26 protein-coding genes, 1 tRNA gene and 1 riboswitch are annotated in these 21,289 nt (G+C 66.6%); of the genes, 11 read left to right on the forward strand and 16 right to left on the reverse strand.

The genetic code is table 11. The features are described 5' to 3' along the window. Nucleotides 1-58: 58 nt before the first annotated feature. Both AC5P9L_RS01735 and AC5P9L_RS01740 read left to right on the forward strand, forming a co-directional pair. The gene (locus AC5P9L_RS01735) at nt 59-1,363 is read left to right on the forward strand and encodes a hemolysin family protein (RefSeq protein WP_227415196.1); all 1,305 of its coding nucleotides are present in this window, start codon (nt 59-61) and stop codon (nt 1,361-1,363) included. Further along, nucleotides 1,347-2,006 (forward strand): exopolysaccharide biosynthesis protein, encoded by a 660-nt coding sequence (locus AC5P9L_RS01740; protein WP_065183389.1) that lies wholly within the window; start codon nt 1,347-1,349, stop codon nt 2,004-2,006. The genes AC5P9L_RS01735 and AC5P9L_RS01740 overlap by 17 nt, the downstream gene beginning before the upstream one ends. Before the next feature lie 92 nt (nt 2,007-2,098). On the opposite strand, the gene AC5P9L_RS01745 is transcribed toward AC5P9L_RS01740, so the two are convergent. The 4 genes from AC5P9L_RS01745 to AC5P9L_RS01760 form a co-directional block, all read right to left on the reverse strand. Next, the gene (locus tag AC5P9L_RS01745; protein ID WP_005412916.1) at nt 2,099-2,596 is read right to left on the reverse strand and encodes a pyridoxamine 5'-phosphate oxidase family protein; all 498 of its coding nucleotides are present in this window, start codon (nt 2,594-2,596) and stop codon (nt 2,099-2,101) included. A gap of 68 nt (nt 2,597-2,664) precedes the next feature. Then, nucleotides 2,665-3,660 (reverse strand): LLM class flavin-dependent oxidoreductase, encoded by a 996-nt coding sequence (locus tag AC5P9L_RS01750; RefSeq protein ID WP_099561642.1) that lies wholly within the window; start codon nt 3,658-3,660, stop codon nt 2,665-2,667. Between the two features lie 223 nt (nt 3,661-3,883). Then, nucleotides 3,884-4,651, reverse strand: a complete 768-nt coding sequence (locus tag AC5P9L_RS01755; protein ID WP_005408988.1) for a sulfurtransferase — start codon at nt 4,649-4,651, stop codon at nt 3,884-3,886. Nucleotides 4,652-4,946: 295 nt separating this feature from the next. Further along, nucleotides 4,947-5,312: a DUF6164 family protein gene (locus AC5P9L_RS01760; RefSeq protein WP_005408987.1), complete on the reverse strand. Its 366-nt coding sequence runs from the start codon at nt 5,310-5,312 to the stop codon at nt 4,947-4,949. A 70-nt stretch (nt 5,313-5,382) separates the two neighbouring features. Here AC5P9L_RS01760 and AC5P9L_RS01765 point away from each other — a divergent pair, with 70 nt between their 5' ends. Together AC5P9L_RS01765 and AC5P9L_RS01770 are read left to right on the forward strand one after the other, a co-directional pair. Further along, a complete protein-coding gene (locus tag AC5P9L_RS01765) occupies nt 5,383-5,817 on the forward strand; it encodes an FKBP-type peptidyl-prolyl cis-trans isomerase (protein ID WP_005408986.1) in 435 nt (144 codons plus the stop codon). After that, nucleotides 5,804-7,051 (forward strand): TIGR03862 family flavoprotein, encoded by a 1,248-nt coding sequence (locus tag AC5P9L_RS01770; RefSeq protein ID WP_171968342.1) that lies wholly within the window; start codon nt 5,804-5,806, stop codon nt 7,049-7,051. Before AC5P9L_RS01765 ends, AC5P9L_RS01770 begins: the two co-directional genes overlap by 14 nt. A 52-nt stretch (nt 7,052-7,103) precedes the next feature. Here the strand turns inward: AC5P9L_RS01770 and AC5P9L_RS01775 are convergent, their stop codons facing one another. The 4 genes from AC5P9L_RS01775 to AC5P9L_RS01790 form a co-directional block, all read right to left on the reverse strand. Further along, nucleotides 7,104-7,565 (reverse strand): GNAT family N-acetyltransferase, encoded by a 462-nt coding sequence (locus AC5P9L_RS01775; RefSeq protein WP_109337195.1) that lies wholly within the window; start codon nt 7,563-7,565, stop codon nt 7,104-7,106. 99 nt (nt 7,566-7,664) lie between these two features. After that, nucleotides 7,665-9,287: an FMN-binding glutamate synthase family protein gene (locus tag AC5P9L_RS01780; RefSeq protein ID WP_005412910.1), complete on the reverse strand. Its 1,623-nt coding sequence runs from the start codon at nt 9,285-9,287 to the stop codon at nt 7,665-7,667. 55 nt (nt 9,288-9,342) lie between these two features. Then, entirely contained in the window at nt 9,343-10,629 is a 1,287-nt protein-coding gene (locus AC5P9L_RS01785) for a nucleotide sugar dehydrogenase (protein ID WP_005408982.1), read from the reverse strand. 142 nt (nt 10,630-10,771) lie between these two features. After that, nucleotides 10,772-11,206 carry a BLUF domain-containing protein gene (locus AC5P9L_RS01790; protein ID WP_172711782.1) on the reverse strand — a complete coding sequence of 145 codons (435 nt, stop codon included), beginning with the start codon at nt 11,204-11,206 and terminating at the stop codon, nt 10,772-10,774. A 128-nt stretch (nt 11,207-11,334) separates the two neighbouring features. Here AC5P9L_RS01790 and AC5P9L_RS01795 point away from each other — a divergent pair. Beyond that, a tRNA-Leu gene (locus AC5P9L_RS01795) sits at nt 11,335-11,421 on the forward strand. Between the two features lie 23 nt (nt 11,422-11,444). Here the strand turns inward: AC5P9L_RS01795 and hemN are convergent. Both hemN and AC5P9L_RS01805 read right to left on the reverse strand, forming a co-directional pair. Beyond that, the gene (gene hemN / locus AC5P9L_RS01800) at nt 11,445-12,854 is read right to left on the reverse strand and encodes an oxygen-independent coproporphyrinogen III oxidase (RefSeq protein WP_043034401.1); all 1,410 of its coding nucleotides are present in this window, start codon (nt 12,852-12,854) and stop codon (nt 11,445-11,447) included. Nucleotides 12,855-12,898: 44 nt separating this feature from the next. Continuing rightward, nucleotides 12,899-13,336 (reverse strand): group III truncated hemoglobin, encoded by a 438-nt coding sequence (locus AC5P9L_RS01805; RefSeq protein WP_049396364.1) that lies wholly within the window; start codon nt 13,334-13,336, stop codon nt 12,899-12,901. Nucleotides 13,337-13,514: 178 nt separating this feature from the next. Here AC5P9L_RS01805 and AC5P9L_RS01810 point away from each other — a divergent pair, with 178 nt between their 5' ends. Both AC5P9L_RS01810 and AC5P9L_RS01815 read left to right on the forward strand, forming a co-directional pair. Next, nucleotides 13,515-13,802 carry a hypothetical protein gene (locus tag AC5P9L_RS01810; protein ID WP_005408925.1) on the forward strand — a complete coding sequence of 96 codons (288 nt, stop codon included), beginning with the start codon at nt 13,515-13,517 and terminating at the stop codon, nt 13,800-13,802. Next, on the forward strand, nt 13,799-14,842 hold the full coding sequence (locus tag AC5P9L_RS01815; RefSeq protein ID WP_227415195.1) for a 4Fe-4S dicluster domain-containing protein: 1,044 nt from the start codon (nt 13,799-13,801) through the stop codon (nt 14,840-14,842). The genes AC5P9L_RS01810 and AC5P9L_RS01815 overlap by 4 nt, the downstream gene beginning before the upstream one ends. A gap of 1 nt (nt 14,843) precedes the next feature. Here AC5P9L_RS01815 and AC5P9L_RS01820 read toward each other — a convergent pair whose 3' ends face one another. Both AC5P9L_RS01820 and AC5P9L_RS01825 read right to left on the reverse strand, forming a co-directional pair. Next, nucleotides 14,844-15,080, reverse strand: coding sequence for a hypothetical protein (locus tag AC5P9L_RS01820; protein WP_005408923.1), 237 nt, complete (start codon nt 15,078-15,080; stop codon nt 14,844-14,846). Nucleotides 15,081-15,432: 352 nt separating this feature from the next. Next, a complete protein-coding gene (locus AC5P9L_RS01825; protein WP_005408922.1) occupies nt 15,433-15,642 on the reverse strand; it encodes a helix-turn-helix domain-containing protein in 210 nt (69 codons plus the stop codon). Between the two features lie 111 nt (nt 15,643-15,753). Here AC5P9L_RS01825 and AC5P9L_RS01830 point away from each other — a divergent pair, with 111 nt between their 5' ends. Together AC5P9L_RS01830 and crcB are read left to right on the forward strand one after the other, a co-directional pair. Then, nucleotides 15,754-16,155, forward strand: coding sequence for a transcriptional regulator (locus tag AC5P9L_RS01830; protein ID WP_005408921.1), 402 nt, complete (start codon nt 15,754-15,756; stop codon nt 16,153-16,155). 22 nt (nt 16,156-16,177) lie between these two features. Then, a riboswitch (Fluoride riboswitch) is annotated at nt 16,178-16,241 on the forward strand. 82 nt (nt 16,242-16,323) lie between these two features. Further along, nucleotides 16,324-16,716 (forward strand): fluoride efflux transporter CrcB, encoded by a 393-nt coding sequence (gene crcB, locus AC5P9L_RS01835; RefSeq protein WP_005412844.1) that lies wholly within the window; start codon nt 16,324-16,326, stop codon nt 16,714-16,716. Between the two features lie 3 nt (nt 16,717-16,719). On the opposite strand, the gene AC5P9L_RS01840 is transcribed toward crcB, so the two are convergent. Further along, complete coding sequence (locus AC5P9L_RS01840; protein ID WP_005408919.1) at nt 16,720-17,553, reverse strand: AraC family transcriptional regulator; 834 nt, start codon at nt 17,551-17,553, stop codon at nt 16,720-16,722. A 134-nt stretch (nt 17,554-17,687) separates the two neighbouring features. On the opposite strand from AC5P9L_RS01840, the gene AC5P9L_RS01845 reads away from it, so the two are divergent. Further along, nucleotides 17,688-18,182 (forward strand): DUF6265 family protein, encoded by a 495-nt coding sequence (locus AC5P9L_RS01845; RefSeq protein ID WP_043034343.1) that lies wholly within the window; start codon nt 17,688-17,690, stop codon nt 18,180-18,182. 58 nt (nt 18,183-18,240) lie between these two features. Here the strand turns inward: AC5P9L_RS01845 and AC5P9L_RS01850 are convergent, their stop codons facing one another. Together AC5P9L_RS01850 and AC5P9L_RS01855 are read right to left on the reverse strand one after the other, a co-directional pair. After that, nucleotides 18,241-18,651 (reverse strand): SRPBCC family protein, encoded by a 411-nt coding sequence (locus tag AC5P9L_RS01850; RefSeq protein ID WP_005408917.1) that lies wholly within the window; start codon nt 18,649-18,651, stop codon nt 18,241-18,243. Between the two features lie 20 nt (nt 18,652-18,671). After that, nucleotides 18,672-19,691: an aldo/keto reductase gene (locus tag AC5P9L_RS01855; RefSeq protein WP_005412841.1), complete on the reverse strand. Its 1,020-nt coding sequence runs from the start codon at nt 19,689-19,691 to the stop codon at nt 18,672-18,674. Nucleotides 19,692-19,794: 103 nt separating this feature from the next. Here AC5P9L_RS01855 and AC5P9L_RS01860 point away from each other — a divergent pair, with 103 nt between their 5' ends. Next, entirely contained in the window at nt 19,795-20,712 is a 918-nt protein-coding gene (locus AC5P9L_RS01860; protein WP_227415194.1) for a LysR family transcriptional regulator, read from the forward strand. Between the two features lie 10 nt (nt 20,713-20,722). On the opposite strand, the gene AC5P9L_RS01865 is transcribed toward AC5P9L_RS01860, so the two are convergent. After that, a complete protein-coding gene (locus AC5P9L_RS01865; RefSeq protein ID WP_080398518.1) occupies nt 20,723-21,241 on the reverse strand; it encodes a P-loop nucleotide/nucleoside kinase family protein in 519 nt (172 codons plus the stop codon). Nucleotides 21,242-21,289: the final 48 nt, after the last annotated feature.

The following is a 21,289-nucleotide window of genomic DNA, read 5'->3' on the forward strand; positions in this document are numbered from 1 at the left end:
CGCCACTGCAAGCACCCGCCCTCCCTGCCACCAACCGGGGACGACGCCCGTGTTTGAAATGATCCTGATTGTTTTCGCGCTTGTTCTTCTGAACGGCTTCTTTGCCATGTCCGAGATGTCGGTCATGACCTCGCGCAAGAGCCGCCTGAAGCAGATGGCGGCCACCTCCAAGCGCGCAGCCAAGGCGCTGGAGCTCTCCGAGAAGCCTGAAAGCTTCCTGTCTACCGTCCAGATCGGCATTACCGTCATCGGCGTCCTGACCGGCTATCTGGGCGGTGAGGCACTGGGCGAAGCCTTCGGCGGCTGGATCGAGGGGCTGATGCCCGGCTTTGCCTATGCCGGCAAGATCGGCACGGTGCTGGCCGTCAGCCTGATCACCTTCATCACCCTGATCTTCGGCGAGCTGGTGCCCAAGCGCCTGGCCCTGACCCGGTCCGAGGCCATCGCCGGCCTGGTGGCCATGCCGATGAGCTGGCTGGCCAAGCTGGCCCTGCCCTTCGTCTGGCTGCTGTCCAAGACCACCCAGCTGATGCTGAAGGTGATGGGCCTGGGCCAGGACGAGGCTGCCCAGGTGACCGAAGAAGAGATCCGCATGCTGGTGGCCGAGAGCCACGAGGCCGGCGTGATCGACACCCACGAGCGCGACATGATGAACCGTGTAATGCGCCTGGGCGACCGCACCGCCGACAGCCTGATGACCCCGCGCAACCGCATCGCCTGGCTCGACACCCAGGCCGGGCTGGAGCGCAACCTCGAAATCATGGCCGAGCACGAGTTCTCGCGGTACCCGGTGCTGCGCGACAACGACATGGACGTGGTCGGCATCCTGGAACTGAAGTCGCTGGCCACGCGCATGGCGCGCGGTGACAACGCGCTGTTCCAGACCCTGCGCGAGCCGCTGTACGTTTCCGAATCGACCCACGCGATGAAGCTGTTGGAGATCTTCCGCGAGGAACAGCAGTCGATGGCGCTGGTGGTGGACGAGTACGGCGAGATCCAGGGCCTGGTGACCATCAGCGACCTGATGGGCGCGGTGGTCGGCCGCCTGCAGGCGGTGGAGAACGCCGACGAGGACGCGCTGGTGGTGACCCGCGAAGACGGCTCGCTGCTGGTGGACGGCTCGCTGCCGATCGAAGACGTGCGCGAACTGATCGGCAGCAACGACCTGCCCGACGCCGAGGACGGCGACTACTACACGCTGGCCGGCATGTGCATCCATTACTTCGGCCGCATTCCGCACGCAGGCGAGTACTTCGACTGGGCGGGCTGGCGCTTCGAAGTGGTTGACCTGGATGGTGCGCGCGTGGACAAGCTGCTGCTGCGCACGTTGTCCGACGAGCAGGCCGATGAGCTCACCGCCTGAGCCCGGCAAGGGTCCGGGCGACGAGCGCCCGGCCTACCGTAACGAGGGCATCCGTACCCTGCTGGAGATGTTCGCCTCTGGCGATCCCGCCGAGCACATGCCGCTGGGCCAGATCCTCGGCAACCTGCAGCAGAGCGCGTTCGGCGTGTTCCTGTTCGTGGCGATCCTGCCGTCGTTCATCCCGATCCCGGGCATGGGCGGCGCGGTCAGCGGCCCACTGGTGGTCCTGATCGGCCTGCAGATGCTGTTCTGCCTGCGCCGGCCCTGGCTGCCCGGCTTCATTGCCCGCCGCGGGCCGAAGCGCGGCACCATGCATCGTTTCCTGGACCGCATCGACCGCCCGCTGCGGCGCCTGGACAAGATGCTGAAACCCCGCCTGCCGCAACTGCTGACACCGCTGCCCGCCCACGCCTTCAGTGGCCTGCTGCTGGTGTTGCTGGGCCTGCTGCTGTCGTTGCCGATTCCCTTCACCAATTTCCTGTTCGGCTTCCAGCTGCTGCTGTTCTCGCTGGCGCTGCTGGAACGCGATGGCGCGCTGATGCTGTTCAACTGGATCGCCGCCGTGGCAGCGATCGCGTTCTTCGGTTTCAGTTCGGGGCAGCTGGTGGGTTATACGGTGGAGCTGTTCCAGCGCTGGTTCTGATCCGGAATCCGGTAGAGCCGGCCGCTGGCCGGCTGCCACGTTTCCAGGTTTGCCGGCCAGCGGCCGGCACTACCAATACCGGACATCGGTCATCACCGAAGATCAATGAAACCGTTGTCGGCCAGCGCCGCCGGTTCGTCCTGCACCGCCGACAGCACGAACGTCAACGCCTTGCCCAGCAGCGTGCCCGGACCGTCCCAGTACTCGGCACTGTCGGCGCGCACATGGATCAGGCGAAGGTTGGGGTCATCCTTGCCACCGGGGAAGAACAGCTTCATCGCCGGTGACCACAGCTCCTCGATCTTCGCGCGATCATCGACCACGCGTGCCCGCCCCGCCACCGACACATAGGTGTTCTTCGAGGGCGAGGCATACGCCACGTTGACCCGCGGGTCGAGCGCGATCTCGGCCACCTTGGGGCTGTCGCCGGTGATCACGAACCACAGGTCACCGTCGAAGGCGACCTGCTGGGTGGCCAACGGCCGGCTGTAGAGGCGGCCATCGACGCCGGTGGTGGTGAACATCGCCACCTCCACGTCCTTGATCAGTTCGGCCAGCTGGGCGATGTGTTCGGCACGGGTGTCGGCCATGTGGGGGCTCCTTCGATATGAGCCCCCATCAGACGCGGTTCGGCCGCAATGGGCCGTGACGCAATTGTTCAGCCCGCGTGGCGGGCGTGCCAGGCCTGCATGGTCAGTTCGAACGAGCGCAGGCGCGCGCGGTGGTCGTACAGGTTGGCGGTGAGCATCAGCTCGTCGGGCTTGTGCCGTTCGACGAACGCGGCGATGCCCTCCGCCACCTGCTGCGGATCGCCCAGCACGGTGCAGGCCAGCGCCCGCTCCACGCCCAGTTTTTCGTGCGGCTCCCAGAAGGACTCGATGTCGTCGATCGGTGCCGGAATCTTGCCCGGTCGGCCGCGACGCAGGTTCACGAAACTCTGCTGCTGGCTGGTGAACAGGCGCCGCGATTCGATTTCGCTGTCGCTGGCAACGACGTTCAGGGCCAGCATCGCGTGCGGCTGCTTCAGCGTGGCCGAGGGGCGGAACTCGCGCCGGTATACAGCAACGGCTTCATCCATCGCGTCGGGTGCGAAGTGCGAGGCGAACGCATACGGCAGGCCCATCGAGGCGGCCATGCGCGCACCGAACAGGCTCGAACCGAGGATCCAGGTCGGCACCCGCAGGCCGCCACCCGGAACCGCCTGCACCGCCTGTCCGGGTTGTACCGGCTCGAAGTAATGCAGCAGCTCGCGCACGTCCTGCGGGAACTGGTCGGCGCTGTCGAAGTAGCGGCGCAGCGCACGCGCGGTCGGCTGGTCGGTACCGGGTGCACGGCCCAGGCCGAGGTCGATGCGGTCCGGATACAGCGAAGCCAGCGTGCCGAACTGCTCGGCCACCTGCAGCGGGGCATGGTTGGGCAGCATGATGCCGCCGGCACCAACGCGGATGCGCTTTGTGCCACCCGCCACGTGGCCGATCAGCACGGCGGTGGCCGCGCTGGCAATGCCCGGCATGTTGTGGTGTTCGGCCAGCCAGTAGCGGCGGTAGCCCAGCGCATCGGCGTGCTGGGCCAGTTCCAGCATGTTGGCGAAAGCGGCGGTGGTGTCACTGCCCTCGCAGACCGGGGCCAGGTCAAGGATCGACAACGGGATCATCAGGCGTTTTTCCGTCACAGGATCCCCCATGCATGGGGTCGGCCAGGCGCCGCGGCCAGTGACGGTGGCGGGATGCTGATTCCCGTGTGGCGGGTTCAGGGCTGACCGGGCCGATCCGGGGTGCCCTGGTCCGCGCCAAGCGCGATTGGTAGTGCCGGCCGCTGGCCGGCATACAGGTAGATGGCTTCGCAGCCGGCCAGCGGCCGGCTCTACCGCGGAAGCGTCAGAACGCGCTGGGGCGCGGCTCCGGCAGCGGCTGGTCGACCATCGGCTTCAGCTCGGCATCCAGCGCCACGCGCTCATCGAACACGAAGCAGCGGCCTTCGTAGCCTTCGCCACCCACCTCCTCGAAGTAGCCGAGGATGCCACCGTCCAGCTGCAGCACGTTGTCCATGCCGTCGTTGACCATCCACAGCGCCGCCTTCTCGCAGCGGATGCCGCCGGTGCAGAAGCTGACCACGGTGCTGTCTTTCAGCGCCTCGCGGTGCGGCGCCAGCGCCTCGGGCAGGTCGGTGAACTTGTGAATCGGCAGCACCAGCGCATCCTTGAAGGTGCCGTACTCCACTTCCTGCAGGTTGCGGGTATCGAGCATCACCACCGGCTTGCCGGCGTCGTCATGCCCCTGCCGCAACCAGCGTTGCACCGTGGCCGGATCGACCGCCGGCGCGCGCGGATAGTCCAGCGGCTGACCGTCGTCACGGCGGAAGCTGATGATCTCGTCCTTCACCTTGGCCTTCAGCCGCGCGAACGGCTGATGTTCACTGAAGCTGGTTTTGACCCGCATATCGGCAAACCGCACGTCAGAACGCAGCGCCGCGTAGAAACCCTCGACCGCCTCCGGCGCACCCGCCAGGAACAGGTTCAGCCCCTCGCCCGCCACCAGGATCGTGCCCCGCAACTGCGCCGCCTCGGCACGCGCCAGCAACTGGTCGCACAGGGCCTGGGGAGCGTCGATGACGGCGAAATGATAGGCAGCGGTATTGGCGATCATCCTGGCATTTTAGCGCCTCCCGCCCCTCCGGGCAGATTCAGGGGTCAGAGCCCTCTGCGCAGCAGAGGGACCCGACCCCAAGCCCGGCAAGCAACCGGAATCTGTCATGGGTGGGGCGGTGTGGGCAGGCGGGGGCGCAGAGCGCCATGGATGGCGCTCTACGAGGCACGCAGGAGCAGCTTTTGCCGTCCCCCGCCTGTCCACACCGCCCCGCCCTCCCACTGAAGCCCGGCTTTTGACGTTGCTGTTGCCGTTGCGTCTGCGGGTGCCGGGTGCAACCCGGCCAGAAGCCCCATTACCCCCGCAACAGCACGAACGGCAGCAGCACCAGCGCCGCCGCACCGGCCATCCCCAGCAGCACCAGCACCACGTAGACCGGCCGCCGCCGGAACAGGCTGCCGAAGGTCTCCGCCGTGCCATCTCGCAATGCCTGCTCACGCTCGGCACGGATGCGCGGCCCGCGTTCGGCCTGGTATTCCGCCATCAGCGCCTTCGCACGTGGATGATCGGCGTCCTCGCGCAGCCACAGACCACCATTGGAGATGCCCCAGGGGCTGGGTTCGGTGCGATACCAGGCGATGCCGTGCTGGTCGAGCAGCGTGCAGACATCGGCATATTCGTCGTCGCCGACATTGCGCAGATTGAGCAGGAGTTTTGCCATGCCCCCATGATACCCGGCGCCGATGCGCTACCCTTGCCGCCCTCGCCCTGCGCCCTTCCGGAGACGCCCGATGCGCCGCCTGCTGCTTCCCCTGCTGCTGTCCCTCGCCGCCGCTGGCTGCACAACCGAACCGTCCGGCCCACCGCCCGGCGGCACCCTGACCACCTTCGAGCGCATCGATACCGTGCCCGGCACCGGCACCGAAGCCGTTGCCGGCAGCAAGGTCACCGTGCACTACACCGGCTGGATCTACGACAACCGCACCGAAACCAAGCACGGCAAGACCTTCGACAGCTCCTTCAAGCACGGCGAACCGTTCACCTTCGCGCTCGGCGCCGGCCAGGTCATCCGCGGCTGGGATGAGGGCGTGGCCGGCATGAAGGTCGGTGGCAAGCGCACCCTGATGATCCCGCCGGATTACGGCTATGGCGACCGCCGGGTTGGCCCGATTCCGGCCGGTTCGTCGCTGGTGTTCGATGTCGAGCTGCTCGATGTCAAACCGTAATGCCGCACCGCTTCCGCGGGTCGCCGTCATCGGCGGCGGCCCGGCCGGCCTGTTCGCCGCCGAGCGCCTGCGCGCCGCCGGTCTGGAGGTGGACCTGTACGAGGCCAAGGGTTCGCCCGGCCGCAAGTTCCTGATCGCCGGCAAGGGCGGGCTCAACCTCACCCATTCCGATCCGCGTCCGCTGTTCGACAGCCGCTACCGCGAGCAGTCCACGACCGTGGGCCGCTGGCTGGATGGCTTCGATGCGCAGGCATTGCGCGACTGGGCCGGCGGCTTTGGGGTGGAGACCTATGTGGGCAGCTCCGGCCGCGTGTTCCCGGTCGACCGCAAGGCCGCGCCGCTGCTGCGTGGCTGGGTGCGCCGGCTGAAGGAACAGGGCGTGCGCCTGCATGCCAACCACCGTTGGATCGGCTGGAGCAACGACGGCGCGCTGCGCTTCGCCACCGAAGCCGGCGAGATCGATGTCCACGCCGATGCCACCGTGTTGGCGATGGGCGGCGGCAGCTGGCCGCAGCTGGGCAGCGACGGCGCCTGGGTTGCACCACTGCAGGCCCGTGGCGTGGACATCGCGCCACTGCAGTCAGCCAACTGCGGCTTCGACGTGGACTGGACCCCGTTCTTCGCCCAGCGCAATGCCGGTGCACCGTTGAAGCCGGTCGTCGCGCACTGGATCGACCTGGCCGGACAGCCACAGTCGCTGCAGGGCGAATGCGTGGCCAGCGAGTACGGCATCGAAGGCAGCCTGATCTATGCGTTGGCGGCGGACCTGCGCGAGACCATCAACCGCGATGGCCACGCGATGCTGTGGCTGGATCTGGTGCCGGGCCGCGACGAGGCGCGCCTGCTGGCCGATCTGTCACGCCCGCGCAAGGGCCGCAGCTTCGGCGAGCACCTGCGTCGCCAGGCGGGCCTTGATGCGGTGAAGGCCGCACTGGTGTTCGAGATTCTGGGTAAGGAAGCCGGCAACAACCTGCCTGCCGTGGCGGCTACGCTCAAGCGCCTGCCGCTGCGCCTGCTGCGTCCCCGGCCGATGGCCGAGGTGATCAGCACCGCCGGCGGCGTGCGCCTGGATGCGCTGGATGATGGCCTGATGCTGCGGGCCGTGCCCGGCGTGTTCTGCGCCGGCGAGATGCTGGACTGGGAGGCGCCGACAGGTGGCTACCTGTTGACCGCGTGCTACGCCAGTGGCCTGCGTGCCGCCGAGGGCGTGATCAGGTGGCTGGCCGGGCGGTGACGCCTGCATTGTGGAGTCGAGCCATCCTCGACTGCCTTACAGTCCCCGGCGCTCACCATGGCCTGCGCATGCTCACCGAAGCCAGCGCCACGCCGCTGGGATGCGGGTAGACCTCTTCGCGCACGCTGATGAATCCCTGCCGTTGGTAGAACGGCACCGCGTTGAGCGAGGCCGACAGCACCACCTCACGCTCACGATCGGCCATTGCCAGCAGGCGCTGCATCAGCGCCTGGCCAATTCCCTGGCCGCCACGATCAGGATCAACGAACAACGCGTCGACTTCATTGGCATCGGCATCGAACACACCGAAGCCAAGAAGGCCACCCCGCCCATCCTCGGCCACCACGCAGCCGCCCTGCCCCAGCAACCGCGCGTACTGCGACGGCGGCGGCGAGGCCGACCAGGGCGCAATCACTTCGGGCGGATAATGGCTGCTGCAGGTCTCGCGCACGCAACGCGTGCGCAACGCCCACAGCGTGGCCACGTCATCCGTGGTGCCGAACCGGAACCGCATGGCATCTCCTTGCAGCGTCGAGCCATGCTCGACGGTTCTTCGTTCCAACATCGCGATGAGAGAAGCAGCCGAGCATGGGCTCGGTTCTACAGCAACACGTTATCGCGACTTGCTGGCCCGCAGCGCCTGGATCTTCGGCGGCGGCTGGAAGGAATCGCTGCGCGCATCGGCCCAGAACGCATGGAACACGGCGTGGTCCGGCACCTTGTGCAGCAGCTCGCCCGGTTCCAGGTAGCGGTACAGCGAGGCCAGCGAACGGATCTCAACAGGCGAAACCCGACGCAGGATATGCTCCGGGCCCAGTTCCGCCGGGTCGTTCAGGCCCGCGGCACACAGCAGTTCCTTCAAGGCATGCAGCGTGTGCTCGTGGTAGCTGTACACACGGGTGGCCTTGTCCGGTGCATCCAGATGCTTCCAGCGCGCCGGGTCCTGGGTCGCGATGCCGGTGGGGCACTTGTCGGTATGGCAGCTCAACGACTGGATGCAGCCCAGCGCGAACATGAAGCCGCGGCCGGCATTGCACCAGTCGGCACCCAGCGCGATGGTGCGCGCAATGTCGAACGCACTGGTGATCTTGCCGGCTGCACCGATGCGGATGCGCTCGCGCAGATCGAGGCCGACCAGGGTGTTGTGCACCAGCAGCAGCGCTTCGTGCATCGGCACGCCGACATGGTCGACGAACTCGGCTGGCGCCGCGCCGGTGCCCCCTTCGGCACCGTCCACCACGATGAAATCCGGCAGCAACCCGGTTTCCTGCATCGCCTTGGCAATGCCGAACCACTCCCACGGGTGGCCGATCGCCAGCTTGAAACCGACCGGCTTGCCACCGGACAGCTCGCGCAGGCGGGCGACGAACTGCAGCAGCTCGACCGGTGTCGAGAACGCCGAGTGACGCGACGGCGACACGCAGTCCACGCCCATCGGCACGCCACGGGTCACCGAGATCTCGGCAGTCACCTTCGGCGCTGGCAGCACGCCGCCATGACCCGGCTTGGCACCCTGCGACAGCTTGATCTCGATCATCCTGACCTGGTCATGGGTGGCATTGGCAACGAAGCGTTCCTCGCTGAAACCACCCTTCTCGTCGCGGCAACCGAAGTAGCCCGAGCCGATTTCCCAGACCAGATCGCCGCCCATCTCACGGTGATAGGGCGAGATCGAACCTTCGCCGGTGTCGTGGTAGAAACCACCACGCCGTGCGCCTTCGTTCAGTGCGCGGATGGCATTGGCCGACAGTGAACCGAAGCTCATCGCCGAGATGTTGAACACGCTGGCCGAATAGGGCTTGGCACAGTTCGGACCGATCAGCACGCGGAAGTCATGCTTGGCGATGGCAGTCGGCGCCAGTGAATGGTTGATCCATTCGTAGTCCACCGCATAGGTGCTGCGCAGGGTGCCGAACGGTACCGTGTCCATCTCGTTCTTGGCGCGCTGGTAGATCAGTGCACGTTGCTGGCGCGAGAACGGCACGTCCTCCAGGTCACTCTGCACGAAGTACTGGCGGATCTCCGGGCCGATCGATTCCAGCCCGTAGCGGAAGTGCGCCATCACCGGATAGTTGCGGCGCAGCGTGCTGCGCTTCTGCAGCAGGTCCCAGGTCCCCAATGCCACCATCGCGGCAGTCAGGCCGACGCCCCAGTACCAGGCCGGCCAGATCGTGGCCAGCCACAGGCATATCGGGAACATCAGGATGGCGAGCAGGTAGACGATGTACCGGTGCATGGCTTTCCTCGGTTGCAACTGTTCCCGAGTCTACCGCGCCGCTCGCTGCCAAGGCTTACAAACGATCGTCAACCACGTTGCGCGGCCAGGCCGATTTGACGTCGTAGACCAGGCCGCCTGGCGCCAGCAGCGCCCGGATTGCGTCTTCATCCATTGCCTTGAAACGGGCGTGGGCCACCGCCAGTACCACCGCGTCATAGCGCCCCGCCCCGGGCTCGGCCAGCCAATCCAGGCCCTCGCCGGTCAATGCCGCCGGGCCGACCCACGGGTCGCTCACCTCCACCTGCGCCCCCGCATCGCGCAGGCGCTGGGCCAGTTCCAGCGCGCGGCTGTTGCGCAGGTCCGGGCAATCCTCCTTGAAGGTCACGCCCAGCACCAGGATGCGTGCCTCCGCCGGTGCACGGCCACGCTCGGCCAGCATCGCCAGCACGCGCGCCGCCACGTGCTCGCCGACGCGGTTGTTGACCTGCCGCGCGGTGTGGATCAGGTCCGGGTGGTAGCCCACGCTTTCGGACTTGTGCAGCAGATAGTACGGATCGACGCCGATGCAGTGACCGCCAACCAGGCCTGGCCGGAACGGCAGGAAATTCCACTTGCTGCCAGCGGCGTCCAGTACGTCCTGGGTATCAATGCCGAGCCGGTCGAAGATCAGCGCCAGCTCGTTGACCAGCGCGATGTTGACGTCGCGCTGGATGTTCTCGACCACCTTGGCTGCTTCGGCCACGCGCATCGACGGCGCCGGGAACGTACCGGCGTCGATGATGCGCTGGTAGAGACCATCGATCACCGCAGCGACTTCCGGGGTCGAACCAGACGTGATCTTGCGGATGTCGGCCAGGCGCCGCTGGCGGTCACCGGGACTGACCCGTTCCGGGCTGTACCCGCAATAGAAGTCTTCGTTGAAGCCCAGGCCCGAACCCTGTTCCAGCAGCGGCACGCACACTTCCTCGGTGGTGCCGGGGTACACCGTGGACTCGTAGATCACCAGATCGCCGGCGCGAAGATGACTGGCAATCAGCCGTGTCGCCGAACGCAGGGGCTCCAGGTCGGGCTGCTCGTATGCATCGATCGGGGTCGGCACGGTGACGATATAGACGTTGCAGGCATCGAGCAGCGAAGGATCGCTGCCGTACTGCAGATGCGTGGCTTCGGCCAGCTCGTCGGCCTCCATCTCCAGCGTGTGATCGCGGCCACCGCGCAGCTCCGCGATGCGGCCGGCATCGATGTCAAAGCCCAGTGTCGGCCAGTGCCGGCCAAACGCCACCGCCAATGGCAGGCCGACGTAACCCAGGCCGATCACGGCGAAACGCGGCGTCACCGCCGCCGCAACGGGCACGCTCATCGGCATGTCCCGTGCACCGGGTGAAACCGGATGCGTGCCGCCATGGCTTGGGCCAACCCACTCATTCGCTGTACCACTCCGGAAAACCCGCACCAGAAAGGCTACAGCCTACCGGCCCCGGTACCCCGCCGCCAAGGCGGGCTCAGGAACCCAGCGCGACCGCAGCGGGTTCCAGCTCGCCGTCGGCACCGGTCCAGGCCTGCAGCAGGCGCTCGAAACCACCGCTGCCAAGCAGGAAACCCGGCCACGCCGCGTCAACGATCTGGGTCAGCAGGTCCGCATCGATCCGCCGCGTACCCATCGACCAGCGCGGGAACGCACGCTGCACCACCGGCGCGCGGCACAACAGCCTGATCTGCGCGTGGCTGCGTGCATTGAAGATGCGCTGGAACACCGAATCGATGCCATCTTCGGGGCCTTCCAGATACTGCAGGAAGCGGCTGCCGTCGAACATCAGGACACCGGTGACACCGGCTACACGATTGAATGCCGTGGCGTCGGCCAGCAGGCGATCAAGATCGGTTGTCCGCAGATCGGCGCGGGCCTCACTGGCATAGGCAATCGCGTGCAGCGACATCGGGTGGCTCCCCCCCTGGGAACGGTGGCTGGGACTATGACATGAACAGGGATAACAGTTAAGCACGTCGCTCACGCGCAATCCGGCTGCAGCGACACGGGTAGGCTACAATCGGCGCCGCGCTGCAGGCCCGGATGGCGAAACTGGTAGACGCATCGGACTTAAAATCCGCCGGGGGCAACCCCATGCCGGTTCGATTCCGGCTCCGGGCACCACACGCACGCAGCACATCCCGCTTTCAGATCGCCCGCGAGTAACGTGGCTGCTCATGTGCGGCACGCAGATACGGGTCGAAGCACATTGCCAGCAACCGCAGCAACGGTCGCCCGGGTTCGCTCGCACGCACCACGCCATCGCGGTATTCGGCCAGGCCATCCTCCTGCAGCCGCTGTACCGAACGCAGGTCCTCGGCGAAGTACTGCTGGAAATCCACGCCGTGGCGCTGCCCCAGCACCGCACCATCCACCTCGCCCTGGCACATCAGCTGCTGGATCAGCTCCGCGCGCAACTGGTCGTCGGCACTCAGCGCGACACCGCGCCAGACCGGCAACTGCCCCTGGTCCACCGCGTCCTCCCAGGACGCCAGGTCACGTGGATTCTGGCTGTAGGTGGCGCCGATATGGCTGATCGCACTTACGCCCAGGCCGAGCAGATCGGTATCGGCGTGGGTGGTGTAACCCATGAAGTTGCGATGCAGCTGGCCGGCACGCTGCGCGCGTGACAGATCCTCTTCCGGCAATGCGAAATGATCCATGCCGATGTACTGGTAGCCAGCCGCGGAGAGCTTCTCCACCGCCAGGCCCAGCAGCGCCAGCTTGTCTTCCGGCGACGGCAACCGGCTTTCGTCGATCTGCTTCTGTGCCCGGAACAGATGCGGCAGGTGCGCGTAGCCATACACCGCCAGGCGGTCCGGGCGCAGCGCCAGCACCCGTTCGAGGGTGCGGCCGAATCCTTCCAGGCTCTGCCCGGGCAGGCCGTAGATCAGGTCGACGTTGACCGAACGCATGCCGCTGTCGCGGCAGGCGCGCAGGATGTCCAGTGTCTGCTGCACGCCCTGTATGCGGTTGATCGATTCCTGCACCTGCGGGTCGAAATCCTGCACGCCCAGGCTGGCCCGGTTGAAGCCCAGGCGCGCCAGCATGGCGACGTCACGGGTGTCGATGAAGCGTGGATCGAGTTCGATCGAGAAATCGCGCTGCGGTGAATCGCTGAAATCGAAGCGCCGGCGCAACCCTTCCACCAGTGTGGTCATCGCCTCGGCATCGAGGAAGTTCGGCGTACCACCGCCCAGATGCAGCTGGATGACCTCGCGACCGTCCTCGAACTGTGGTGCCAGCAGATCGGCCTCGGCCAGCACGCGCGACACATAGCTGTGGCCACGGCCGCGATCGCGGGTGATCACCCGGTTGCAGCCGCAGTAGAAGCACGGGCTGGAACAGAACGGCACATGCACGTACAGCGACAGCGCGCGGGCCAGCTGGTTGCTGTCGGCGATCGCCTGGCGCAGCGCCGGCGCGTCGAACCCATCATGGAAATGCGGCGCGGTCGGGTACGAGGTGTAGCGCGGGCCCGGCCGGTCGTGCCGGCGCAGAAGGTCGGGGTCGAAGGTCCAGGCCAGGCCACCAGCGGCGGGAGAGAACGTGTCCATGGCGCCAGCATCGCGCCGGGCGGCCTGCGCCGCCTTGACCCAGATCAATCCTTGGCGGGCATCCCCAGCACCGGCAGGCCGACCTGCGGCCATCGCAGCATCTGGTAGCGCTTCCAGAAGGTGTCACCGATGCGCGCAGCCACGTCGTTGGCCAGCTCCTGCATCGGCGGGTTGTCGCATTCGGCGGTGGTGATCCGGAACAGCACCAGCCAGCGGTCGAACAGATCCTTGTCCAGCTCGATGGCCATGTGCTTGGACATCGGCGAACCCTTGAAGCGCCGGGTGCCGCGCAGCATCGCCGACCAGAAGTCGACCAGCTGGGCCAGATGCTCCGGCCAGTCGTGGACGTGGGCCTCGAACACCGGCCCCAATCGCTCCTCCCCGCGCACGCGGGCGTAGAAGTCGTGCACCAGGCGGGTCACTTCCTGCTCGGTGCACAGCTCGGGCGAGGCGACAGGAAGGACAGGCGGCGTTGCGTTCATCGGGGTACCCAAAGCGTGCCGGCAGTGTGCCGCAGCCGGCCGGCACCACCGTTGATCCAGATCAATGTCGGCGCAGTCCGCTGCACCTAGGCTGGCACGCTTGCAGGAAGCATGCCCTGCGGATGCCGCGCCAACCCAGGCGAGTATACGCGCCGCCCACTTTTCGATCCGGGACAGCATGAACAGACCCTCTCCCAACCGTCGCCAGCAGTTGATCCAGCAATGGGGCGCGATCCTCTGGCCCAGCTTCATCGCTGCCGGCCTGGCCAGCGTGGTGTTCTTCGCCTTCGTCGACCCGCTGCGGTTGCAGGCCATCAGTTTCCCGGGCACGCAGATCAGCCGTGAAATGGGCTACACGGCCGGCTTCTTCATGTTCTGGACGGTGACGGCGCTGTCCAGCGCGATCACCTGGTACCTGCAGCGACCGATGCCCAGCGGTGACGACGACGAGTTGCCGCTGGGATGAGTACGACCTGCACACCGAGACCACGGCACTGGCGCGGCACGCTCAGCGCCGCCTTGCTGGTGCTGTTCTACGCATTGCCATGGCTGCGCTGGGATGGCCGCCAGGCCTTGCTGCTGGATATCAACGCCCGCCGCTTCGATCTGTTCGGCTGGACGCTGTGGCCGGGAGACATCGGGGTGCTGGTCGGCCTGCTGGCGGTGCTCGCGGTGGGGCTGGCACTGCTCACCCACCTCGCCGGGCGCATCTGGTGCGGCCACGCCTGCCCGCAGACACTGTGGCGCCGTGCCTTCGACTGGATCGCCGACGGCATGGCCCGCACGCTTCCGGCACGCGTTGCGCGCGCGGCCACACAGCTGGCCTGGGGGCTGCTCTCGCTGTGGACTGGCATCACCTTCGTGGGCCTGTTCAGCCCGATCGCCGAGCTGGTGATCGCAGCGCCGCGTGCCGGCTGGAGCGGCTGGGAAACGTTCTGGGTGCTGTTCTATGCCGCCGCCACCTGGGCAAACGCCGGCTTCCTGCGCGAGCAGGTCTGCCGTTCGCTGTGCCCGTTCGCACGCATGCAGCCGCTGCTGACCGATCCACATACGCCGCGCATGCTGTACGACGCCCGCCGCGGCGAGCCACGCGGACCTCGCCCATCTGGCCTGGGCGGCGTGCTGGGCCGTGGCCGCGGCCTGCTCGACCCGACTACTGCACAGGACTACGTGTTCCGCGCCGCGCATCCGCTGCTGGCCGGACCGATGCCGACCTTCAGCGCCGACCGTCTTGGCGACTGCACCGATTGCGCGGCCTGCATCAGCGCCTGCCCGATGCAGCTGGACATCCGCCAGGGGCCGCAGGCCGACTGCCTGGCCTGCGGCGCCTGTCTGGAGGCCTGCGCACAGCAACAGCACCGGGCCGGGTTCGGTCCGGGGCTGGTGCGCTACTGCAGTCCGCAGGCGATGGCCGGACAACCGAAGCGCTGGTGGCGCCCCCGGACCCTGGCCCTGCTGTCTTTGCTGCTGGCGCTGCTTGCCTGCGGCGCCTGGCGCCTGCTCTGAATCAACGCGGCCCGTCGGCGTGCGGTGGTACCAGCTGCGCGCGTCGGACAATGCCCAGCTGCTCGATGATCAGCGCCATTTCGTTGGTGAACTCGGTACGCTCGGTCCCCTGCGGGACGAGCCGGTCCAGCACCTGCTGGTAGGTATCCCAGAACGCCGGACCGCATCCGTGTTTGTGATAGCTGGCTTCCAGTTCGCGGCGTACCCGTTCAGCCAAGCCATGCATGCCGTATTCCATACGACCTCCGTTGGACTTGTTCTGCATCGTTGACGGTCTACCGACTCACTTGCGTGCTACTGAAAGACTCCCAGGCTTCACGCCCGGTTGATCCAAATTAGTCACAGATTTCACGACAGGTCAATTACATGCAGCGACTTTCGCGATTGAAATTATTAATCGTTCACGAAACCCCATCCGGGACCCCGCCCCTCCCGGATGGGGTGAAGCCGACAACGCGCCCCAGCCACCTGTCCGGCAGCCGGTAGGCGTCGACAATAGGTACTGCCAAAACGATCAGTTTTTCCTATTTTGCTAAGTGTACTTAACAGAATGCGCTTAGCACGCTAAATGCGACAAAAGGCGGCGTAATTCAGGCGGATTCGACTTCGGCGGCGCCCGTTGCGGGGAACAGGTTCGGGTAACGCTGATGCAGGATGTACTGCCGCAGAGCGGGGATCGGGAAGTCTTTCGGCCATTGCGATACTGCGGAACGGCTGATGCCGAAGAAGCGCGCCAGCTCCGCATCGGTCTGGAACCCCAGCCGCGTGCGCACCTGCCGCTTGTTCCAGAATTCGGTCATGGTCTGCCCTTTTGTTAACCAGACTTATTCTTGCGGCAAGGATTCTTCGCATTCCACGCGTTAAGCTGGCTTGCATAGATGAATACTCTCGGCCAACGACTCGCCGCCGCCATGAAGAAAGCCGGGCACCCCCGCCCGGCCGATCTGGCCCGCGCCGCCAAATCCACCACGGCAACCATCAGCAACTGGCTCAACGACCATGTCAGTGCGTCCCATGTGAAAGCCGAGCAGCTGTTCCGCATCGCCGATGCGGCCAAGCTGGACGCACGCGAGCTGCTGTATGGAGTGAACGGGCGCGGCGTCGGGGAGCCGGGTAACGCCTACATTCCCAGCCAGGCCCACCTTGACGTCTGGCAGGACGCCTACGAGCTGGTCAGTCACCTGGTGGCCGAGAATGGCCTGGAAATCGACCACCGCCGCCACGCGGCGCTGGACCTGCTCGCGTTCGAACTGCTGATGGATGGCTTCAGCCGCAGCAAGGTGGCCCGCGTGCTGACGACCTCGATGACGTGAATGCACCGCCGCTGGTAGCATGGACCGCGATGGGGATGGGGCTCCCCCGATAACCGCCTGACAAGGCTGATGGCTCCTGCCAGGACGAACCCGGTGTTCGTCGACGGCAGGTCTTGCCTGCCCTCGGCGTTCGCCATTGACCCTGCGAACCCGCATTCGAGGCACGCCATGCAAGCATTGAACAACTATTTCCTGGTCTTCGTCGGCGGCGGCATCGGTGCCTGCCTGCGCCACGCCTGCAACCTGATCGGCGCCCGAGTGGCCGTCGGCAGCCCCTGGCCGTGGTCGACCTTCCTGATCAACATCAGTGGCGCCCTGCTGATGGGCGTGGTGGTCGAGGTCTTCGCGATGCGCAATGGTGCCTCGCCGCAGCTTCGCCTGTTGCTCGCCACCGGCATCCTTGGTGGCTACACCACGTTCTCTACCTATGCGCTGGAGATCGGCCTGCTGCTGCAGCGCGGGCAGCACGGACTGGCCGCGCTGTATGCCGGTGGCTCGGTGGCGCTGGGCCTGGCCGGCCTGTTCGGTGGCATGAAGCTGGCCCGGCTGGTGCTGGGCTGAGGCTCAGGCCGCGCCAGCACGCGCCTGTCCGCGCCATTCGCGTGGTGACTGCCCCGTGTGCGCCTTGAACGCGCGCGAGAGTGCCGCCTCGCTGCCATAGCCCACCTCGTCGGCAATCCGCTTCAGCGGCCGGCCCTGGCGCAGCGCCTGCTGTGCCAGCCCGACCCGCCAGCCTTGCAGGTACTGGCCCGGGGTGGTCCCCATCGCTTCGCGGAAGCTGGCGGCGAACACGCTGCGTGACATGCCGGCCACCTCGGCCAGATCTTCCAGCGTCCACCCCTGCGCCGGGGCTTCGTGCATCGCCACCAGCGCCAGCCGCAATCGCGGGTGGCCAAGCCCAGCGAACAGACCGCCGCGCATTTCGCCACCTTCCATCAGCTGGCGCAGCACCTGGATCATCACCACCTCGAACAGGCGGTTGACCATCGCCGCGCGCCCGCAACGCTGCTCGAACGCTTCTTCGAACAACAACTCCAGCGCTGCGTTGCCGCCATACAGCCCAGCCAGCGGCAGGCAGATGAAATCCGGCAACGCGGCGCTGATCGGATTGAGCCGGCCGCCTTCGAAATGCAGGTTCGCGCAGGCCATGTCGGCGCCCTGCTGTGGGTCGGTACTGAAGCGATGCGGCATCGGCCGCGGATACAGCAGCAGGCTGGGCACATCCACCTGTACGGTCTGCTGGGCATGACTGACCTGCAGCGGGCCACGTCGCACCAGGTGCAGCTGCCCGGCTTCATCCTCACCCTCCAGCGTGTTGATGCCGCACAGCGCACCGGCATGGAACACCGAGGCGGTGACCGCGAAGCGTTCAAGCAGAATGGCGAGACGGTCGACCATGACGGGACTCCGGGTCAAGCGAGACAAGCTCAATGTGACAGATCGTATCGGAATCAGCACTGGAAAGGACGGCACTGGCCGCGTGATCTGGCGGGCGCTATACAGGCCGCACGTTCCCGCGCATGGAGGCACCGATGTCACTCCGCATCGCCCTGGCCCTGTTGCCGCTGCTGCTCGCGGCCCCGCACGCGCTATCCGCCTCACCCTCGAAGATCGAACACCTGGCCTGGCTGGCCGGTTGCTGGCAGCTTGATGGGCAGCCACCCGGTGCCGGCGAGCAATGGACCAGCCTGGCTGGAAACACCCTGTTCGGCAGCAGCCGCAGCCTGCGCGACGGGCGAACCGTCGGCTTCGAGTTCATGCAACTGCGCCAGCACGATGATGGGCGCCTGGTGCTGACTGCCCTGCCCTCTGGCCAGAACGCCACGGACTTCAACGCCACCCGGGTCGATGCCAACGAGGCGGTCTTCGAGAATCCTGCCAACGACTTCCCACAACGTATCCACTACCGGCGCCTCGACGACCAGCGCGCACATGCGCGCATCGAGATCGCGCAGGACAATCCGAAGCAGGCAATGGACTTTCCCATGCATCGCGTCGCCTGCGGTGCACCGACGCCCGCACCCTGACACGCAGACGCCCCGGACCGGCCGGGGCGCCTGCATGCGGTCAACGCCACACGGGCATTCACCCGGCCAGCGTGGTTTCCAGGGCCTTCAGGCCATCGCGATAGATGCCCTCGAACAGCGCGGACGCTTCTTCGTTGCTGACGCCCACCGGAGTGAACTCACCGGACCAGTCGATCCGCGAACCGTCGCCCTGCTCGACCACACGCAGGGTGGATCGATAGCCGCTGACCGGGAACGGGGCCTGCAGGATCGAGTAGGTGTAGCTGCGATCGGCCTGGTCGAAGGCTTCCAGGCGCTCGACGATGGCATCGCCATCGGGATTGGCCAGATGGCGCACGCGACCGCCTTCGCTGAGCGTGCTCTGGGGAATGTACGGAAGCCAGTCGGGCAATGAATCGAAGCCGCCGATGAGGTTCCAGACCTGGTCGGCCGGGGTCGGCACGGTGATGGATACAGAAGCAGTTGCCATGGGAATGTCTCCTTCGGGACTCAGATGTTGTCAATCGGCAGCGGGGCGTTGGCCGCGACCAGGCCCTGGGCGCGCAGCGCCTGCCAGAACCCGGCCGGGATGATTTCCTTCAGTGCGGCGTAGTCTTCGGCGATGCGCTCGGGACGGCTGGCGCCCGGAATCACCGCAGCCACTGCCGGGTTGGCCAGCGAGAACTGCAACGCGGCCGCCTTGATGCTGATGCCGTACTCGGCCGCGATGGCCTTGATGCGCTCGACCTTGGCCAGGATCTCCGGCGACGCCTTCTGGTACTCGAAGTGGCTGCCACCGGCCAGCACGCCGGAGCTGTACGGACCGCCGACCACGACGCCGGTGTTGCGCTCGGCCGCCTTGGGCATCACCCGCTGCAGCGCACGCTCGTGGTCGAGCAGCGAGTAGCGGCCTGCCAGCAGGAAGCCATCCGGACGGGCTTCGTCCAGGTCCAGGGTCAGCTCGATCGGCTCGACACGGTTGACGCCCAGGCCCCAGGCCTTGATCACGCCCTCCTCGCGCAGGCGGGTCAGCACCTTGAAGGCACCGCGGCGTGCGGTCTCGAAGTACGACAGCCACTCATCGCCATAGAAGTCCTGTGCGATGTCGTGCACCCAGACGATATCCAGGCGATCGGTCTTCAGGCGCTTGAGGCTGTCATCGATCGAGCGCAGGGTGGCATCGGCCGAGTAGTCGTTGACCAGCTTGTTGGGGCGGCCGGCGACGAACAGGCCGCCCTTCTCGCCAAGGTCGCGGGCGCTGGTGTCTTCCACTTCGTCCAGGATCAGGCGGCCGACCTTGGTGCTGAGCACGAAGTCATCGCGGTTGCGCTTGGCCAGCGCGTCGCCAAGGCGGATCTCGGCCAGGCCTGCGCCATAGAACGGGGCGGTATCGAAGTAGCGGGTGCCCTGTTCCCAGGCCGCGTCCACCGTGGCCTGGGCCTCGGCTTCCGGGATGTCACGGAACATGTTGCCCAGCGGCGCGGTACCGAAGCCGAGGGTCTTGCCAGCCAGCAGCGTGTTGATGCTCATGAGTTCCCCCTTGGGGAGGTTGTTGAAGTTGACGCACAGGCTAGGCTTGCCCGATAAGACTGTCCAAGACATAATTTAATTATCTTGAGTCCCGCAAGGTCTTATGCTCGACCTCCGCCAACTGCGCTACTTCGTGGCCGTCGCCGAAGATGAACACGTCGGCCGCGCTGCCGAGCGCCTTCACATCTCCCAATCCCCGCTCAGCCGGCAGATCGCCCAGCTGGAGGAACGGCTGGAGCTGCAGCTGTTCGAACGCTCGCAGCAGCGCATCCGGCTGACCGCCGATGGCCGTACCTTCCTGGCCGAGGCGCGGGCCCTGCTGACCCATGCCAACCGGCTGGAATCGCTGGCGCGCCGGCTCGGCCGCGGCGACGAAGGCGGCCTGTGCATCGGCTATCTGGAGTACGCGATGCACTCCGGCGTATTGCCCACCGCCCTGCGCGAACTGCGCGGCGATCGCCCGGCGGTGCATATCGCGCTCTACAACCAGCAGTCGGACGTGCAGCTGGAAGGCCTGCGGCAACGCAGCCTGGACATCGCCCTGGTCTGCGAACCACCGGCGTTCGACGATCCGGACCTGGAAGCCACGCAGGTGCTGAACGACCCGATGCTGCTGGCCGTGCCGGCCGACCACCCACTGGCCAGTGCAAAGACCATCACGCCAGAGGATCTGGCCAGCCAGCAGTGGATCGGCGTGATGCACAGGGAAAACGCACTGCGCCACGACACCTTCATCGCCGCGTGTGCGAAAGCCGGGTTCACCCCGACCATCGCCATGGAAGCGACCGAGCCACTGGCCGCGCTTGGCCTGGTTGCCGCCGGCCTGGGCCTGACCACCGTCCAGCAGAGCCTGGATCACCAGGCGCCGGACGGCGTGGTGCTGCGCGAGCTGCCGTGGTTCAGCTACCGCACACCGCTGTGGGCGGCCTGGCACCGCATCAACCTGCGCCCCCTGGTCGAGACCTTCCACAGGACGCTCGTGCGCACCGCCACCGAAGGCAAGCCGGCATTCGGCGACTGAGCCGACCGCGCTATGCCGGGCCTGCCTCGGTGTAGCGCATCACCATGAAACCCTCTTCTGCGGCCGGTGCAACGAAGTGGCGGGTGATCTGCTCGAATTGCTCATCGCTGGCCTGGAAGGGATGCTCGCCGCATGCATTGCGTGCACGCAGCCGCGCCTTGCAGACCTCGTCGGCGATATCGAGGAAGTGCAGTTGATGCGCGGCGCCCACTGGCGAGAACACCTCACGCGCCCACCCGCGGGTTGCGGGCGTGTTGAAGGGGAAATCGAGCACCACCGAGACGCCGGCCCGCAGCAGCGTACGCAGATGATCGGTCAGCACGCTGCGCAGCGTGGCTGCGCGCTGTAGATAATCGGCGACGGAGTGGATTTCGCCCGGGTGCAGCGTGGCCAACCAGGCATCTTCGCTGATCAATACGTGGCGAGGCTTGGCCGCCAGCTGTTGCGACAACGTCGATTTTCCTGCGCCGATCTTGCCGCACAGCAGGTGCAGGGTTGCGCCGCCATCGGCGGATGAAGGGTGTTGCATCTGCGATCTCCTCGGTGGATTCCAGTTCCCGGGAGAGCGCTGCATGCA

The organism is Stenotrophomonas sp. YJH_SMC_64, assembly GCF_059371375.1.

What these genes read in the sequence shown, in the direction of transcription:
- AC5P9L_RS01735 (WP_227415196.1), top strand. Translation starts at nt 59, where the DNA reads ATGATCCTGATTGTTTTCGCGCTTGTTCTTCTGAACGGCTTCTTTGCC.
- AC5P9L_RS01740 (WP_065183389.1), top strand. Translation starts at nt 1,347, where the DNA reads ATGAGCTCACCGCCTGAGCCCGGCAAGGGTCCGGGCGACGAGCGCCCG.
- AC5P9L_RS01745 (WP_005412916.1), bottom strand. Translation starts at nt 2,596, where the DNA reads ATGGCCGACACCCGTGCCGAACACATCGCCCAGCTGGCCGAACTGATC.
- AC5P9L_RS01750 (WP_099561642.1), bottom strand. Translation starts at nt 3,660, where the DNA reads ATGATCCCGTTGTCGATCCTTGACCTGGCCCCGGTCTGCGAGGGCAGT.
- AC5P9L_RS01755 (WP_005408988.1), bottom strand. Translation starts at nt 4,651, where the DNA reads ATGATCGCCAATACCGCTGCCTATCATTTCGCCGTCATCGACGCTCCC.
- AC5P9L_RS01760 (WP_005408987.1), bottom strand. Translation starts at nt 5,312, where the DNA reads ATGGCAAAACTCCTGCTCAATCTGCGCAATGTCGGCGACGACGAATAT.
- AC5P9L_RS01765 (WP_005408986.1), top strand. Translation starts at nt 5,383, where the DNA reads ATGCGCCGCCTGCTGCTTCCCCTGCTGCTGTCCCTCGCCGCCGCTGGC.
- AC5P9L_RS01770 (WP_171968342.1), top strand. Translation starts at nt 5,804, where the DNA reads ATGTCAAACCGTAATGCCGCACCGCTTCCGCGGGTCGCCGTCATCGGC.
- AC5P9L_RS01775 (WP_109337195.1), bottom strand. Translation starts at nt 7,565, where the DNA reads ATGCGGTTCCGGTTCGGCACCACGGATGACGTGGCCACGCTGTGGGCG.
- AC5P9L_RS01780 (WP_005412910.1), bottom strand. Translation starts at nt 9,287, where the DNA reads ATGCACCGGTACATCGTCTACCTGCTCGCCATCCTGATGTTCCCGATA.
- AC5P9L_RS01785 (WP_005408982.1), bottom strand. Translation starts at nt 10,629, where the DNA reads ATGAGCGTGCCCGTTGCGGCGGCGGTGACGCCGCGTTTCGCCGTGATC.
- AC5P9L_RS01790 (WP_172711782.1), bottom strand. Translation starts at nt 11,206, where the DNA reads ATGTCGCTGCACGCGATTGCCTATGCCAGTGAGGCCCGCGCCGATCTG.
- hemN (WP_043034401.1), bottom strand. Translation starts at nt 12,854, where the DNA reads ATGGACACGTTCTCTCCCGCCGCTGGTGGCCTGGCCTGGACCTTCGAC.
- AC5P9L_RS01805 (WP_049396364.1), bottom strand. Translation starts at nt 13,336, where the DNA reads ATGAACGCAACGCCGCCTGTCCTTCCTGTCGCCTCGCCCGAGCTGTGC.
- AC5P9L_RS01810 (WP_005408925.1), top strand. Translation starts at nt 13,515, where the DNA reads ATGAACAGACCCTCTCCCAACCGTCGCCAGCAGTTGATCCAGCAATGG.
- AC5P9L_RS01815 (WP_227415195.1), top strand. Translation starts at nt 13,799, where the DNA reads ATGAGTACGACCTGCACACCGAGACCACGGCACTGGCGCGGCACGCTC.
- AC5P9L_RS01820 (WP_005408923.1), bottom strand. Translation starts at nt 15,080, where the DNA reads ATGGAATACGGCATGCATGGCTTGGCTGAACGGGTACGCCGCGAACTG.
- AC5P9L_RS01825 (WP_005408922.1), bottom strand. Translation starts at nt 15,642, where the DNA reads ATGACCGAATTCTGGAACAAGCGGCAGGTGCGCACGCGGCTGGGGTTC.
- AC5P9L_RS01830 (WP_005408921.1), top strand. Translation starts at nt 15,754, where the DNA reads ATGAAGAAAGCCGGGCACCCCCGCCCGGCCGATCTGGCCCGCGCCGCC.
- crcB (WP_005412844.1), top strand. Translation starts at nt 16,324, where the DNA reads ATGCAAGCATTGAACAACTATTTCCTGGTCTTCGTCGGCGGCGGCATC.
- AC5P9L_RS01840 (WP_005408919.1), bottom strand. Translation starts at nt 17,553, where the DNA reads ATGGTCGACCGTCTCGCCATTCTGCTTGAACGCTTCGCGGTCACCGCC.
- AC5P9L_RS01845 (WP_043034343.1), top strand. Translation starts at nt 17,688, where the DNA reads ATGTCACTCCGCATCGCCCTGGCCCTGTTGCCGCTGCTGCTCGCGGCC.
- AC5P9L_RS01850 (WP_005408917.1), bottom strand. Translation starts at nt 18,651, where the DNA reads ATGGCAACTGCTTCTGTATCCATCACCGTGCCGACCCCGGCCGACCAG.
- AC5P9L_RS01855 (WP_005412841.1), bottom strand. Translation starts at nt 19,691, where the DNA reads ATGAGCATCAACACGCTGCTGGCTGGCAAGACCCTCGGCTTCGGTACC.
- AC5P9L_RS01860 (WP_227415194.1), top strand. Translation starts at nt 19,795, where the DNA reads ATGCTCGACCTCCGCCAACTGCGCTACTTCGTGGCCGTCGCCGAAGAT.
- AC5P9L_RS01865 (WP_080398518.1), bottom strand. Translation starts at nt 21,241, where the DNA reads ATGCAACACCCTTCATCCGCCGATGGCGGCGCAACCCTGCACCTGCTG.